This is a genomic window from Streptomyces sp. 3330, assembly GCF_031456635.1.
Classification (GTDB): domain Bacteria; phylum Actinomycetota; class Actinomycetes; order Streptomycetales; family Streptomycetaceae; genus Streptomyces.
The window spans coordinates 461,248-476,918 of the sequence record NZ_JAVDVA010000001.1 but is presented as its reverse complement, the minus strand read 5'-3'; the positions used below and the strand labels follow the sequence as shown (position 1 = coordinate 476,918).

9 protein-coding genes are annotated in these 15,671 nt (G+C 69.8%); 6 read left to right on the top strand and 3 right to left on the bottom strand.

Going from position 1 to position 15,671, the window contains the following annotated elements; all coding sequences use genetic code 11:
• Positions 1–151: 151 nt before the first annotated feature.
• The gene (gene dusB, locus J2X68_RS02085; RefSeq protein ID WP_310430656.1) at positions 152–1,303 is read left to right on the top strand and encodes a tRNA dihydrouridine synthase DusB; all 1,152 of its coding nucleotides are present in this window, start codon (positions 152–154) and stop codon (positions 1,301–1,303) included.
• 15 nt (positions 1,304–1,318) lie between these two features.
• Here the strand turns inward: dusB and J2X68_RS02080 are convergent, their stop codons facing one another.
• From J2X68_RS02080 to J2X68_RS02070, 3 genes are all read right to left on the bottom strand, one after another.
• Positions 1,319–3,157, bottom strand: coding sequence for a CDP-alcohol phosphatidyltransferase (locus J2X68_RS02080; protein WP_399039208.1), 1,839 nt, complete (start codon positions 3,155–3,157; stop codon positions 1,319–1,321).
• Between the two features lie 498 nt (positions 3,158–3,655).
• Entirely contained in the window at positions 3,656–5,605 is a 1,950-nt protein-coding gene (locus J2X68_RS02075; RefSeq protein ID WP_310430654.1) for a glycogen debranching N-terminal domain-containing protein, read from the bottom strand.
• Positions 5,602–7,254, bottom strand: a complete 1,653-nt coding sequence (locus tag J2X68_RS02070) for an MGH1-like glycoside hydrolase domain-containing protein (RefSeq protein ID WP_310430653.1) — start codon at positions 7,252–7,254, stop codon at positions 5,602–5,604. Before J2X68_RS02070 ends, J2X68_RS02075 begins: the two co-directional genes overlap by 4 nt.
• A gap of 120 nt (positions 7,255–7,374) precedes the next feature.
• Here J2X68_RS02070 and J2X68_RS02065 point away from each other — a divergent pair, with 120 nt between their 5' ends.
• The 5 genes from J2X68_RS02065 to J2X68_RS02045 all read left to right on the top strand — a co-directional run bounded on the left by J2X68_RS02065 (position 7,375) and on the right by J2X68_RS02045 (position 15,667).
• Positions 7,375–8,598 (top strand): ROK family protein, encoded by a 1,224-nt coding sequence (locus tag J2X68_RS02065; protein ID WP_310430652.1) that lies wholly within the window; start codon positions 7,375–7,377, stop codon positions 8,596–8,598.
• Between the two features lie 491 nt (positions 8,599–9,089).
• Positions 9,090–11,837 carry a pyruvate, phosphate dikinase gene (ppdK, locus tag J2X68_RS02060; RefSeq protein ID WP_310430651.1) on the top strand — a complete coding sequence of 916 codons (2,748 nt, stop codon included), beginning with the start codon at positions 9,090–9,092 and terminating at the stop codon, positions 11,835–11,837.
• A gap of 367 nt (positions 11,838–12,204) precedes the next feature.
• Complete coding sequence (locus J2X68_RS02055) at positions 12,205–12,624, top strand: hypothetical protein (protein ID WP_310430650.1); 420 nt, start codon at positions 12,205–12,207, stop codon at positions 12,622–12,624.
• A gap of 83 nt (positions 12,625–12,707) precedes the next feature.
• Positions 12,708–13,376, top strand: coding sequence for an ABC transporter ATP-binding protein (locus J2X68_RS02050; protein ID WP_310430649.1), 669 nt, complete (start codon positions 12,708–12,710; stop codon positions 13,374–13,376).
• Positions 13,373–15,667, top strand: a complete 2,295-nt coding sequence (locus tag J2X68_RS02045) for an FtsX-like permease family protein (RefSeq protein WP_310430648.1) — start codon at positions 13,373–13,375, stop codon at positions 15,665–15,667. The genes J2X68_RS02050 and J2X68_RS02045 overlap by 4 nt, the downstream gene beginning before the upstream one ends.
• Positions 15,668–15,671: the final 4 nt, after the last annotated feature.

Here is a 15,671-nt window from a genome sequence, read left to right as displayed (position 1 = left end):
CGGGTGGGCACGCGCGCGGGGGCGGGGCGCGGGCAGGTGCGCCGCACGGGGGTGCGGGCAGGGGCGGGCGTGGGTGCGGATGCGGATGCGGGTGGGGGCGGGTGCCGGAACCCGCGGCCGGGCATGCCGCGGGATGCGTGACAATGGGTGGATGCCCACGACCGCGCCCACGAAGAACACGACCCTCCGGGTCGGCCCGCACGCCGTCACCCCGCCGGTCGTGCTGGCCCCCATGGCCGGGATCACCAACGCTCCCTTCCGGACCCTGTGCCGGGAGTTCAGCGGCGGCAAGGGTCTGTTCGTCAGCGAGATGATCACGACCAGGGCGCTGGTCGAGCGCAACGAGAAGACCATGCAGCTGATCCACTTCGACGCGACGGAGAAGCCGCGTTCGATCCAGCTGTACGGCGTCGACCCGGCCACCGTCGGCAAGGCCGTCCGCATGATCGCGGAAGAGGGCCTCGCCGACCACATCGACCTGAACTTCGGCTGCCCGGTCCCCAAGGTGACCCGCAAGGGCGGCGGCTCCGCGCTCCCCTTCAAGCGCCCCCTGCTGCGCGCGATCCTGCGGGAGGCGGTGAGCGGGGCCGGCGACCTCCCGGTGACGATGAAGATGCGCAAGGGCATCGACGACGACCACATCACCTACCTCGACGCCGGCCGGATCGCCGTCGAGGAGGGCGTCACCGCGATCGCGCTGCACGGGCGCACCGCCGCGCAGCACTACGGCGGCACCGCCGACTGGGGCGCCATCGCCCGGCTCAAGGAGCACGTGCCGGAGATCCCCGTCCTCGGCAACGGCGACATCTGGTCGGCGGACGACGCGCTGCGGATGGTCCGCGAGACCGGGTGCGACGGCGTGGTCGTCGGCCGCGGATGCCTCGGCCGGCCGTGGCTGTTCGGCGACCTGGTCGCCGCGTTCGAGGGCCGCGAGGAATACGCCCGGCCGACGCTCCGCGAGGTCGCGGCCGTCATGGTCCGGCACGCCACCCTGCTCGGCGAGTGGATCGGCGACGAGCCGCGCGGGGTCATCGACTTCCGCAAGCACGTCGCCTGGTATCTGAAGGGCTTCGCGGTCGGCTCCGAGATGCGCAAGCGGCTCGCCGTCACCTCGACGCTCGCCGAACTCCGGGCCGGTCTGGACGAGCTGGACCTCGACCAGCCCTGGCCCACCGGCGCGGACGGCCCCCGGGGCCGCACGTCCGGCAACAACAGGGTCGTGCTGCCGGACGGCTGGCTGAAGGACCCGTACGACTGCGCGGGCATCGGCGAGGACGCGGAACTGGACACCTCGGGCGGCTGACGCACCGCCGGGCGCTCAGCCCGTCGACGGGTGCGGGGTCGAGCCGTACGCCTTCAGGAACCTGTCGCGGAAGGAGCTCATCTTCCACACCGGGGCGTCGTGGGCCGGCTTGAGGCCGTCCGTCCAGTCCCAGGCGGCGATCTTGTCGAGGACCTTCGGGTCCTTGGCGACGATCGAGACCGGCACGTCCCGGCTGGCGTTGTTCCCGCTCACCCGGCTGATGGGCTGGTGGTCGCCGAGGAATACCAGGACGGTGTCCTCGGTGCCGTAGCGCTCCAGCCACTGGGTGAGCGCGGTCACCGAATACTGGACGGACCTGCCGTACTCCCGCTTGGACCTGTCGGAGTCGGCGATGACGTCGGACGCCTTCTCGCCGTCCGCCTCGATGCCCTCGAACACCGAGCCGTCGCCGAGCTCGTCCCAGCCGACCATCTTCGGGATCGGCGCCCAGGGCTGGTGGCTGGAGGTCAGGATGATCTCCGACATCAGCGGCTTGTCGCGGTCGGTGCGGCCGTGCTCCAGCCGCTGGAACGCCTCCAGCGCGTACTGGTCGGGCATGGTCGACCAGCTGAACTTCGGCCCCTGGTAGCCCATCTGGAAGGCGTTGTAGACCTTGTCCAGGCCGTAGAACTTCTGCTCGGGCCAGCCCTTCTGCACGCCCGGCATGATGCCGACCGTGTCCCAGGCGCCGGTCTTCTGGAACGCCTTGGTCAGGGACAGGTGGTCGCTGGCCATCACGGTGCGGTACCGCTGCTGGGTGTCGACCCACAGCCCGGACAGGGTGGTGGAGTGGCCGAGCCAGCTGCTGCCGCCGTAGGTCGCCGAGGTCAGCCAGCCGCTCTTCGCGCTGAACCCGGCCTTCGCCAGGGCGGCGGTGCTGGCGTCGAGCGTCGCGTCGACGCCCGGCGCCATGCCCGGATCCTCGATGGCGCTGCGGCCGTAGCTCTCGATGAAGGTGAAGATCACATCCTTGCCGCGCAGATCCGGCACGAGCTGGGCGGCCGGGGTGGCCCCGAACGTGTCGCTGCGGGCCACCTTCCCGAACTCCGCCTCGTCCCGGAGGGTCTCCCGCACCCGCCTGGCCTCGGACGCGAGCGAGTGCACGACGCTGTCGGAGGCGACCGGCTGCCCGGCGTACTGCAGACCGAGGACGGAGCAGGTGATCCAGACGGTGCCCGCGATCAACGTGCCCCGGGTCGCCCGCCGGGTGTCGCGCATCAGCAGGCCGCTCAGCCGGACCGTCGCGAGCGCCATGACGGCCAGGAGCAGCACGACGAGCACGACGAGCCCGATCGACGCGGCCAGCGCGACGGTCCCGCCCATCGAGTCCGCCACGTACGACTGCGCGTCGTCCAGCAGGATCCAGTCCAGGACCAGGTCGAAGTCACGGCCCAGGTACTCCACGAACTGCATGTCGAGCACGTTCAGGATGGTCAGCGCGCCGAGGGCCGCGCCGGCCAGCGCCGCCAGCGCCACCCGGGGCCGACGCGGCAGCGCCAGCAGCACGGCCGCGCCGATGATCGCCTCACCCGGCAGCCGCACGAACCGGCTCGGATGCAGCGCGAAGAGACGATTCGGCAGCGACAACGCCCCGAACACGAGCACCAGCGAGACGACGGTCGCCACCCACCACACCACCCGAGCGGCCCGAGGATGCCGCCCCCGCCATCCCCGCCAGTACGAAACCCGCGCCCTGAACCCCCGGGGCTGGGCGCCGGTCGGCTGAGCGTCGGTGGCGTCGGTGGCGTCGGTGGCGTCGGTGGCGTCGGTGGTTGCGGTCGTTTCGGTGACCTCGGTGACCTCGGTGACCTCGGTGGGCTCACCGGCTTCGGCTTCGGCTGCTTCGGAGGCTATGGCGGGCGCGGCGACCTCATCGGCTTGGGCGGCCGCTCCGGCCGCTCCGGCCTCTCCAGCCTCTTCGGTTCGGGTGGCTTCCTCGGCCTCTTCGGCCTCTTCGGTCGATTCGGCTTGGCCGGTCACGGGGGCCTCTGTGATTCCTCCGGCCTCTTCGGCCTCGGTGGTCTCTCCGGCCTCGGTGGTCTCGCCGGTTCTGTCGGGCTCGCCCTCGGCGGCCGGGCTCTCCGTCGACGGGGCTGCCGTCGACGGAGGGTGCGGCCGGTCCGTCGCCTCGGGCGTCGGGGTGTCGTCCTCGGGGTCGTGCGGTGGGGGCAGCTGGGATGAGCGAGTGGTGACAGGCACCCGAGGGTCCTTCCGTACGAAGCCCGGCGGTTCGGGGGATCCGGCAGGGAGCCGGATCCGCCACAGTTTCGTACGGGCCGCCTCCGGCCCGCGTTCAGCCCGCCTCGGCCAGCGCTCGGCAAACAGCGCGCAAACGGCACGCCAACCGGCCCGCTACGCGCCCCCGACCGCCGTGAGCAGCGCCAACGGGGCCGCCGCCGAACGGGACTCCCGTACGCACGCGTGCGGGTACGGTACCGGCTCCGCGTGGGTGTCACGGCCGTAGCCCGCGAGCACCTCGGGGAGGCGGTGCCCGGTCGCCGTCGCGGCGTCGACCAGCGCATGGGCGACCGTACGGGCCTCGTCGTGCAGGCCGTAGCGGGCGAGGCCCAGCGTGATCAGCGCGTTGTCGTGCGGCCAGACCGATCCGCGGTGGTAGGAGAGCGGGTGGTACGCCGGCTGTCCGGACGCCAGGGTGCGTACGCCCCAGCCGGAGAAGAAGTCCGGTTCGAGCAGCCGCCGGCCGACGACCTCGCCGTACTCCTTGTCCAGCAGGCCCGACCAGAGCAGATGCCCCGCGTCCGAGGCGAGCGCGTCGACCTGGCGGCCCTCCCCGTCCAGGGCGAGCGCCGGGAAGGAACGCTCCGGCATCCAGAAGTCCCGCTGGAACCGGTCGCGCAGGTCGGCGGCCGCCTGTTCCAGCAGGGCCGCGTACTTCTCGTCCTCCCACACCGTGCGCGCCACCCACGCCGTGCGGCGCAGCGCGTCGTACGCGTAGCCCTGGGCCCCCGCCGCCATCACCGCTCCGGTCGCGCGGGTGCCGTCCGCGGAGCAGATGGCGCCGGGGGAGTCCTTCCAGTTCTGGTTGGCCAGACCGCCCTGGTCGGCCCGGTACACCAGGTAGCCGCGGGAAGTGAGGCCGCCGTGGTCCAGCATCCAGCCGACCGCCGCGCGGGCGTGCGGCTCCAGCCTGCGGGCCAGCGCCATGTCACGGGTCTGCTCGACATAGGCGCCGAGCAGGACGAGGAACAGCGGGGTCGCGTCGACCGAGCCGTAGTAGCGGCCGTACGGGACCTGCTCGAAGTGCGCGAGTTCGCCGTGCCGCACCTCGTGCACGATCTTGCCGGGCTGGGACACCGTCCGCGGGCCGGTCTCGGTGGCCTGGGCCGCGGCGAGCGCGAGCAGCGTGGCGGCGGCCGGACGGGGCCGGTAGGGCAGCGCGAACAGCGAGGTGAGCAGGGCGTCACGGCCCAGCAGGGTCAGGAACCAGGGAGCGCCCGCCGCCGGGACGCGCAGCTCCTCGCCGTCCGGCCCGGTCGCCTGTACCTGGAGCGAGGCGAGGTCCGCGAGACCACGCGCACAGGCCGCGGCCAGCTCGGGCCAGCCGGTCGGGAAGGCCACGCCCTCCACGAACTCGCCCTCCTGCGCAAGAAGTTGGCCGGTGACCGCGGCCGGTGAGCGAGGCACCCGCAGCGCCCGCTTCTCGCCGTGCGGCCGGGCCATCACCCGCAGGGTCAGCTCGGCGGAGCCGTGCGGCTCGAGCTCCAGCTTCCACACCAGGCGGCGGGCGCCGGTGCCGGTCTCCTCGACGCCGTCCGGCACGGGCTCGGCCGTCACCGTCGTACAGGATGTCCACTCGCCGCGCCGGTAGGTGAACTCCACACCGTCGTCGAGGATCTGGCGGCGGCGGACGACGCCGGTCTTGGCGTACGTGCGGTGGTCGGAGCGCAGCTCGAACTGGTCGGTGAAGTCGGCGTCGGCGGTGACCGCGAGGCGGACCGTCGTCGGCACCGGACGGTTGCTGACGACCCGCAGCGACTCCACGAACGAGCTGTCGCCGACGGCCTGTTCACGGAACAGCGTGCAGGACGGCGGCTCGTTGCGGCCGCCGCGCGGGACGAGCACGCACCGCGTGGTGTCCCCCTCCGCGACCGGCGAGAGCACCTCCGGCACGGCGCCGTCGACCGTCAGCTGCCAGCGGCTGAGATGCCTGGCGTCCCGGACGAATAACCCTTCGGGGGATCCCGCGGCCACCCCGGAGCCCCGTACGCCGCTGATGTCCCCGCGGTCGCCCACGGCGGCGAACGTCCCGCCGTACACGAGCAGATGATGCCGGTCCGTCATCCCCGGTCCCCTCCCTTGAGAGCCGTGTTACCCGTGCCGGCCGGGATTCCCGGTCCGGCCATGACACCCGTGCCTGACGTGGTGTCGTCGTGCAGCAGGTCGAGCGTGAGCGCGGCGGTCCAGCTGAAGCCGGTCGCGCCGCAGGCCTCGCCGGTGTACGGGTCGACGTACTCCGCGAAGTCGGAGGTGTCCGCGACGTCCAGCACGGCCCGGCGCAGCGCGTCCGCCCCGGCCTGCTCGCCGTGCAGCCTGAGACCCCGCTCGAGCAGCCAGCTCGTGTTGAACCAGGCGGGGCCGCGCCAGTAGCGGTGCGGGTCGAAGGCCTCGCCGAGCAGGTCGTAGCTGGGCGCGAGCCGTGTGGTGACGCCCAGGCCGAAGTGCGGGCCGCGCAGGGTGCGCACGAGAGCGGCGGCCACCTCGCGCGGCAGGCCGGGCAGCAGCAGGGGGACGAGCCCGGACACACCGCGCTCCGGGACGAGGGCGCCGGTGAGCGGCCGCCGGCCCGGGTCAGGGTCCCCGCCGCGCAGATCACGGCAGAAGAACATGCCCTCCGCCGGGTCCCACAGCCGCTCGACGAGCGCCGCCGTGAGCCGCTCCGCGCGCGCGTGCCGGGCCGTGCCGGTCGCGCCCAGCTCGTACGCGATGCGCGCGAGGGCGTGCTCGGAGGCGATGAGCAGCGCGTTGAAGGCCGGATCCTCGACGGCGAACTCCGCGCCCCCGCTCCCGCCGTTCCCGCTCCCGTCGTTCCTGTTCCCGCCGTTCCCGTTCCCGCCGTTCCCGCTCCCGCCGTTCCCGTTCCCGCCGTCCCGGAGGCGGCCTTCGCGGTAGCCGCCGTTCCGCACTCCGCCGTCGCGGTAGCCGCCGTCCCGGTATGTCGTGGCGAGCCGTACGTAGCGCCCGTAGTCGAGGTCCGTCGGACGGTCCTCGGGCGCGCCGTGGTCGAGGTCGGCGCGCCGGAACGAGCGGGCCGGGGCCGGGACGACCCGGGAGAGCGGCGCGTCCCAGCTCGGCGCGTTGTCCATGCCCTGCTCCCACGGGTGGACGACGGACACCAGCCCGCCCCCGCCCAGGTCGCGCCGGTGCAGCAGATAGCGGTGCCAGGCGGCCAGCCGGGGGTACACCCGGGTGAGGAAACCGCGGGCGCGGGAGAGTCCCGGGTCGGCGCAGTGCACCAGCCAGGCCGCGAGCGCGTGCACCGGTGGCTGCACGATGCCGGAGGTCTGTACGGTGCGCGGGGCGCCCGCAGCGCGCCCCGCGGTCGAGGAGCGCCAGAAGTCCGGGCTCGGGAAGTACGCGTCGAGCGGTACGGAGGGGTTGAACACGATGTGCGGGATGCGCCCGTCGCCCCACTGGGCGTCCAGCAGCGTCTCCAGCTCCGTCTGCGCCCGGCGCGGCGAGACGTGCCGCAGGCCGATGGCGATGAAGGCCGAGTCCCAGGACCACTGGTGCGGGTACAGACCGGGTGAGGGAACTGTTGACGAGCCCGTCCAGTTGCCCGCCAGCACGTTCGCCGCCCTGCGGCGCAGCGCCGCGAGGTGCGGAGTTCCGGGCGCCGGGGCCCCGAGGTGCGGTGGACGCGGCGGAACCGCCGGATCGTATGCAACGGCGTACTCCGCCGGGCGGGCGATGAGCTGGGCGGTGCGATCCACTCGGGGCTCCCCGAAGACGACAAGGCCGACCGGTTCGGCACTGGCTACCATAGGGTTACGTCTATTTAACACGCAAAACTCAATATGTAATGCAGGCTTGAGAAACACAAGGGGGTGCGCATGACGGGACGAGGTCAGGCCAGCGCCGGAGATCTGCTCGAACTGGTGCGCAGGGGGCGGGCGACGACACGTGGTGCCCTCCAGCAGGCCACCGGCCTCTCCCGCGCCACCGTCGGCCAGCGTCTGGACCGCCTCTTCCGCGCCGGCTGGCTGCGCGAGGGGGCCGGCGGGCCGGTCGACTCCCCGCTGGGCGGCCGTCCCTCGATCACCCTGGAGTTCGACGACGCCCACGCCGTCGTCCTGGCCGCGGACCTGGACACGCGGCACGCGCGGGCGGCCGTGCTGACGCTGACCGGGGAGATCCTGGCCGAGCACGGCGGCACGCTGGTCATCGAGGACGGGCCGGACGCGGTGCTCGGCGAGCTGGGCGGCTGGTTCGCCGAGCTGCTGGAGAAGGCGGGCCACCGGCCGGACGAGGTGTGCGGCATCGGACTCGCGGTGCCCGGCCCGGTCGACAGCAAGACCGGCCGGGTCGTCCAGCCGCCGATCATGCCCGGATGGGACGGCTACGACATAAGGGGCCGCCTGTCGCGAGCCTTCACCGAACGGACGGCGGGCGGGACCGCGGCCGGCTACGCGGGCGCGACGGCGGTCCCCGTCCTCGTCGACAACGACGCGAACCTCATGGCGTACGGCGAACAGCGCACCGGATACGCCGACTGCTCGGCCTTCGTGCTGGTCAAGGTGTCCACCGGCATAGGCGCGGGGGTCGTGGTCGACGGGTCGATCTTCCGCGGCATCGACGGCGGCGCCGGCGACATCGGGCACATCAGGGTGGGCGCGGAGGCGCTGTGCCGCTGCGGCTCCTACGGCTGTCTCGCGGCGGTCGCCAGCGGTGGCGCCGTGGCGCGCAGGCTGGCGGAGTCGGGGGTTCCGGCGTCCTCGGGCTCAGATGTGCGCGACCTGCTCGCGGCCGGCCACCCGGAGGCGGCCGCACTGGCCCGCGAGGCGGGCCGCCGCGTCGGGGACGTCCTGGCGACCGTCGTGACACTGCTCAACCCCGGGGTTCTGATGATCGCCGGAGATCTGGCCGGAACCGCCTTCCTGACGGGCGTGCGCGAGTTGCTCTACCAGCGCGCGCTGCCCCGCTCCACGGCCCGACTGGACGTGGTCACCTCGCGGCTGGGTGAGCGGGCGGGCCTGGTGGGAGCGGGTGCGCTGGTCGTGGAGCACCTGTATGCGCCGGACCGGGCCGAGGAGCGGTTGCTGGCGCTCGGGGTGTGAGGGACGCTCGTGTGACGGGACTGCCGGGTCCACCCCGGAAGGCTCGTGTGACGAGCAGGTTTCCATTCCTGGGCGGGTCTCCGCGCGCGTCCGCATCGTGAAATCGGGGCGCCCGCACCGGGCCGATTCCAGCGTGATTCTCGCCACCCCTGAGGGGGGCAGTGCTCAGATGAGCGATTCAAGAGCGACTGCACTTCTCCAAGGGGTGGCACTGAGTGCCACCCCTTGATCGTTCATCGATCGAAATCAATCGCGCCGCTCGCTGCTCATCTGAGCGTAATATGGGGCATGTGAGGGGCGGTCGGAAGGTGCTTGCGTTCAAGAAGTGAAAACATCGACAGCCACGCGCTTGCCAAGCCTTGACTTTCGATCCGCTGGCGGACTGTTGGTTACGGGCACATGACGCGCGAGTGGACGTACCCAGGAGCCTTCGATCTGGGTATGTTCCTGGCCGTCAGGGCAGCCACCGCGTCCTCGAGGAGTCGAGACCCGTGTCGGAAAACAAAGATCTCCAGGTAGCCGAGCAGGCCGCGACCGTTGAGGGCGTGAAGTTCGTCTACGACTTCACCGAGGGCAACAAGGACCTCAAGGACCTCCTCGGCGGCAAGGGCGCGAACCTCGCCGAGATGACCAACCTGGGACTTCCGGTCCCTCCCGGCTTCACCATCACCACCGAGGCCTGCAAGGTCTACCTCGACAGCGGCGAGGAGCCGGCGGCACTGCGTGACGAGGTGAGTGCGCACCTCGACGCGCTGGAGCAGCGCATGGGCAAGAAGCTCGGCCAGGCCGACGACCCGCTGCTGGTCTCCGTCCGCTCCGGCGCCAAGTTCTCGATGCCCGGCATGATGGACACGGTCCTCAACATCGGCCTCTCCGACAAGTCGGTCCAGGGCCTCGCCAAGCAGGCCGGCGACGACCGCTTCGCCTGGGACTCCTACCGCCGCCTGATCCAGATGTTCGGCAAGACGGTCCTCGGCGTCGACGGCGAGCTCTTCGAGGACGCGCTGGAGGCCGCGAAGACCGCCAAGAAGGTCACGGTCGACACCGAGCTGGAGGCCGCGGACCTCAAGAAGCTGGTCACCCGGTTCAAGAAGATCGTCAAGACCGAGGCAGGCCGCGACTTCCCGCAGGACCCGCGCGAGCAGATGGACCTCGCCATCCACGCGGTCTTCGACTCCTGGAACACCGACCGCGCCAAGCTCTACCGCCGCCAGGAGCGCATCCCCGGCGACCTGGGCACGGCCGTCAACGTCTGCTCGATGGTCTTCGGCAACCTGGGCCCCGACTCCGGCACCGGCGTCGCGTTCACCCGCGACCCCGCCTCCGGCCACCAGGGCGTCTACGGCGACTACCTCCAGAACGCCCAGGGCGAGGACGTGGTGGCGGGCATCCGCAACACCGTCCCGCTCGCCGAGCTGGAGTCGATCGACAAGAAATCGTACGACCAGCTGATGCAGATCATGGAGACGCTGGAGAACCACTACAAGGACCTCTGCGACATCGAGTTCACCATCGAGCGCGGTCAGCTGTGGATGCTCCAGACCCGCGTCGGCAAGCGCACGGCGGGCGCGGCCTTCCGCATCGCCACCCAGCTCGTCGACCAGGGCCTGATCGACGAGGCCGAGGCGCTCCAGCGGGTCACCGGCGCCCAGCTCGCCCAGCTGATGTTCCCGCGCTTCGACGACGAGGCCAAGGTCCAGCAGGTCGGCCGGGGCATCGCGGCGTCGCCGGGCGCGGCGGTCGGCAAGGCGGTCTTCGACTCGTACACCGCCGTCAAGTGGTCCCGCTCGGGCGAGAAGGTCATCCTGGTCCGCCGTGAGACCAACCCCGACGACCTGGACGGCATGATCGCGGCCGAGGGCATCCTGACCTCGCGGGGCGGCAAGACCTCCCACGCGGCCGTGGTCGCCCGCGGCATGGGCAAGACCTGTGTCTGCGGCGCCGAGGAGCTCGAGGTCGACACCAAGCGCCGCCGGATGACGGTGCCGGGCGGTCACGTCGTCGAGGAAGGCGACCTGATCTCCATCGACGGTTCGAGCGGCAAGGTCTACCTGGGCGAGGTCCCGGTCGTCCCGTCCCCCGTCGTGGAGTACTTCGAGGGCCGCATGCACGCGGGCGCCAACGACGCCGACGAGCTGGTCGAGGCCGTGCACCGCATCATGGCGTTCGCCGACAGGAAGCGCCGTCTCCGGGTCCGGGCCAACGCGGACAACGCCGAGGACGCGCTGCGCGCCCGCCGCTTCGGCGCCCAGGGCATCGGCCTGTGCCGCACGGAGCACATGTTCCTCGGCGACCGCCGCGAGCTGGTCGAGCGCCTGATCCTCGCGGACACCGAGGACGAGCGCGAGGAGTCCCTCAAGGCGCTCCTGCCCCTGCAGAAGCAGGACTTCGTGGAGCTGTTCTCGGCGATGGACGGCCTCCCGGTCACGGTCCGTCTCCTGGACCCGCCGCTGCACGAGTTCCTGCCCGACATCACCGAACTGTCGGTCCGCGTGGCCCTGGCGGAGTCCCGTCAGGAGCCCCACGAGAACGAACTCCGGCTCCTCCAGGCCGTCCACCGCCTGCACGAGCAGAACCCGATGCTGGGCCTGCGCGGCGTACGCCTCGGTCTGGTCATCCCCGGCCTGTTCACCATGCAGGTACGGGCGATCGCCGAGGCCGCGGCCGAGCGCAGGACGGCGAAGGGCGACCCGCGCGCGGAGATCATGATCCCGCTCGTCGGCACGGTCCAGGAGCTGGAGATCGTCCGCGAGGAGGCCGACCAGGTCATCGCGGAGGTGGAGGCCGCCACCGGCGTCCAGCTGAAGCTCTCGATCGGCACGATGATCGAGCTGCCGCGCGCCGCGCTGACCGCCGGTCAGATCGCCGAGGCCGCACAGTTCTTCTCCTTCGGCACCAACGACCTGACCCAGACGGTGTGGGGCTTCAGCCGCGACGACGTCGAGGCCTCGTTCTTCACGGCCTACTTGGAGAAGGGCATCTTCGGGGTCAGCCCGTTCGAGACGATCGACCGGGACGGCGTGGGTTCCCTGGTGAAGCTGGCGGTCGAGGCCGGCCGCGCCACCCGCCCCGACCTGAAGCTCGGCGTCTGCGGCGAGCACGGCGGCGACCCGGAGTCCGTCCACTTCTTCCACGAGGTGGGACTCGACTACGTCTCCTGCTCGCCGTTCCGGATCCCGGTGGCCCGACTGGAAGCGGGCCGGGCGGCCTCGCAGTCGACGGGCAGCGACCACCGCTGACCGAGCGTGGGGCGATCGGCGGCGTGCACCGCTGACCCCCTTCAGCCCCGGAGCCGCCGCCGGTCCCCGACCCTCACCGATCGGCTACGGCTCCGGCGCACCAAGGAGGACGGCACCCTGTGCGGGGGTGCCGTCCTCTTGCGTGGGGGCGGCCTCCGGACGCGCACACCCGGGCGGCCGCCCGACCCACCACTCCGCCGACCGGCCACTGCTCAGTCCGGTGACTGTGTTTCTGCGGTGCTGTGGCTGGAAGTCGATCGCCTGATGTGATGGTGGGTTGGCGACTAAAGGTTTCGCCTCGTAAGTGATCCGTTACCTTCTGTTACCTGCGGAGGCTGTCGAGCCTTCGGCTTCGGGAAGGTGCGGGATGAAGAAGGCATTGGCTGGCGTGATGGCGGCGGCGGCGTTTCTGATGGGAGCCGGGACGGCGCTGGGCGCTGCCGACTGGCGCGACATGCCGAATCTGCATTCGTCGGGAGTTCGCTTTCTAGAGGGTGAGTATCGCTTTAATCCGGCAGGTCGGAATCACGGCGCCTTCGAGTGGAAAGGTGGCCTGAAGGACGCTAGCGCACGAGACGGCCACAACGTGTACATGCTTGTACGCGTCGAGAGCCACGGATGGGCGCGATACAACGGAAAGCAGGGGAAGACCGTTTCCCTGCACCACTCGAACTGGGATGGCGCTCAGCGTTACACCGACGATGCAGAGATCAAGGCCTGTCGTGACCGCGGCAGTCTGCATCCGGACAACTGCTCGCACACCAGGAAGTTCTCCAGCGGTCGCTGAGAACACTCTGTACTCCAGAGCTCAGATGTGCGCATCTGGGCTCCCTCTCGCCATAGGGGAGCGTCATCAATAAGCCAGAAGTCTTGTCCGCCACAGATGTAGATCTCTTCTACGGTGATACGGCTGCTGTCCGGAATGCTGAGATCATCCTTCGCCGTGGGGAAGTTGCGGCGATCACCGGACAGAGCGGCTCCGGAAAGTCCTCATTGCTGTACTGCCTCGCCGGGGTCCTGCCGGTGGCGCGCGGTGCAGTCCGTTTTGATGGGCGTATCCTCGGCGAACTTGACGACGAAGAGCTCAGCGCAATGCGCCGTGAGCGTTTCGGATTCGTTTTTCAGTACGGCGAACTCCTCCCGGAGTTGACCGTGGAGGAGAACACCGCTCTGCCGCTGCGTCTGGCTGGGCAGCGCAAGTCTGAGGCGTTGACCGCAGCCGGGGAAGTCCTCGGCCGCTTGGGTCTAGCCGACCTGCGTCAGCGACGGCCATCACAGGTGTCTGGGGGCCAGAGCCAACGTGTAGCGGTCGCCCGAGCGTTGGTTCATCGGCCCGCAGTGGTATTTGCCGACGAGCCGACGGGATCGCTGGATAGTGCCAACGCCACAGCTGTGCTGAAGGAATTCCTCTCCCTCGCGCGGTCCCAAGGCACCGCCGTTGTGCTCGTCACGCACGATGCCCAGGTGGCCTCCCGGGCCGACAGTCAATATGTGATGCGCGATGGTGTGCTTTCGGCCTTGGCGCGGGAGGCAAAATGAAGGAAATTTTCCTAGGGCTGCGGCTGTTGTTGGGTAGTGGGCGGGGAAACCGGGTGCGCTTTCTCCTAATGGCGGGCGGCAGCGCCGTTGGCGTCTGCTGCCTGGCCATGGTGCTTGCGATTCCCGGGATCCTGGCAGCCCAGGACGGTCGCAAGGCGGCACGTTCGGCGGATTGCTGTGCCGGTGAAAGCCCATCGCGGGTGATGGCAAAAATGGCGCCTCTTGAACTCAGCCTGACGGACCCGTACGGCTCTCGGCCGATGACTCGCATCTTCCATGCACCAGGTGCCTTTGCGATCGATCCTCCGCCGGGGCTATCCGGGTTGCCAGCTCCCGGCGAAGTGTTCGTGTCGCCTCAGCTGCGCGAAGAGCTGGAGAAGGAGCCGGGTCTCTCCCAGTTGGTGCCCGGCCGGGTGCAGGGACTTATTGGCGCTCAAGGGTTGGCTCACCCGGACGAGCTGTACGCCTATATCGGAGTTCCCCGGGACCATCTCAAGAACGGGAATCCTGTTACGTTCTACGGGTGGTCCTATACGAACGATGAAACGGTCGAGCCTTCTACACTGGAAATCGTGCGGTTTACACTTTCTGGTGTCGTTCTGCTTCCGTTGGTGGTCTATCTGACTGTGTGCGCGCGGCTATCGGCCGCAGCTCGTGCACGACGGCTTGCGGCACTTCGGCTGATCGGTTTGAGCAAACAGGGTGTCCAGCGCGTCAATGCGGCTGAGACGGTGGCTGCGGCGCTGTTGGGGGCGGTGCTCGGGCTCGGCATCTACGCGTTGGTCAACCAGCTAATTTCGCACGTTGGGCTTCCTGGATTCCGGTGGTATCCGGCCGACGGATTGCTGTCACTTACGGCCACCCTCGTCTGCCTGATTGGTTGCCCTGCGCTTGCATGGTTCGCAGGAGCGGTCGGAGCCCGGAAGGCTGCGATGAACCCATTGGCTGTGAGACGCAGTGCGGTTGAGAAACCACCAGCCAAGTGGGGGCTGTTGCCGCTCCTTCCAGGATTGGGTGTTGTCACCGGGTACTGTGTGGCCGGTGCCACGGGGCATGTGCCCCGGGATACCGCGCTCTCATCAATCCTCATGCCGCTCGCCGTTGTACTCATCGGTGTCGGCCTGGTCCTGTCGCTCCCGATTATCTCGCGGACTCTGGCCCGGAAGGTGGCGCGTGCGAGCCCGTCCCTGTCTCTCGGGCTGGCCATGAGGCGTAACGAGGTAGAACCGGGCGGTGCCCTGCGTGTCGCGACCGGTCTAGTGCTTCTTGTTTACGCGGCGTCGCTCGCGCAAGGCGTACTCATCGAGCTGGACCAGGTTTCCAAGAACACGTCACCTATTCAGTCGTACTCGCTGTCTCTGGACGGCGTCAGTCAAGCTCGGCAGCGAGCGTTCGAGACTGTGACGGGCGTCCGTGGCCATGGCGTGGTTGCGAGTTCGTGGAGGGACCAGGACGCCGAGTTCCCGCCGGTGATCCAGGCCGTGATTGCCACCTGCAGTCAACTTCGTGGGATGGTTCCTGACATCGGACGATGCGTGGATGGGCGGCCTTTTCGGGCAGTTAATCCTCAAGAAACTTACGACGAGGACAGCAAGCCTGGTGCGAGCTTCCCGTTCCATCTCAGAAATGAGAGTGGCGCGAAGCACGTAATGATGGTTCAAGTGCCGAAGCAACAGGTGATTTTCGGTGATGAATCAGGACTCTCGACCTTGAGTAGTGGCGATGTCGTACTCCCACCGTCCTTTCTGCCAGAAGGGTTTCGACCTGAGGGGGCCAGCCTCACCCTGACGAGCAGTTCAGCACCCCAAACCGTTCGTGCCGTCCTTGACAACCTCGGCGGTGTTGACCCGACTGCCAGTGTGATGACACCTGGTCTGGTGGTCGATGCCCTGGAGCAGATCACCGTCGTCAAGACGATCCTTGCCATGGGTATGGTGCTCGGCCTCGTCATCGGTGTCGCCGCTTACCTTGTGGCTGCAACTGACCGCGCGGTCGAACGTCGGCCTCAGGTGACCGCCCTGTCTCTGTTGGGTGCCAGGCCTCGAACGTTGCGGGCTATGCAGGTGGCGCAAGTGGTGCTGCCGCTGGCGGTGGGCCTCGTGTTGGCGGTCGTGACCGGGAAGGCCGCCGAGTCCAGTTACCTGGTCACCGGTGGTGGCGAGGTCTTCTGGGACGGAGCTGGGGTGCCGTTGCTGTTGGCCTGCGCCCTGGGGGTCGTGGTGCTCGCCGCCGTCGGGTCCCTGCCCCTGATCGGGCGGCGGATCGATCCGGAGTTGATTCGGCGTGACTGAGGGG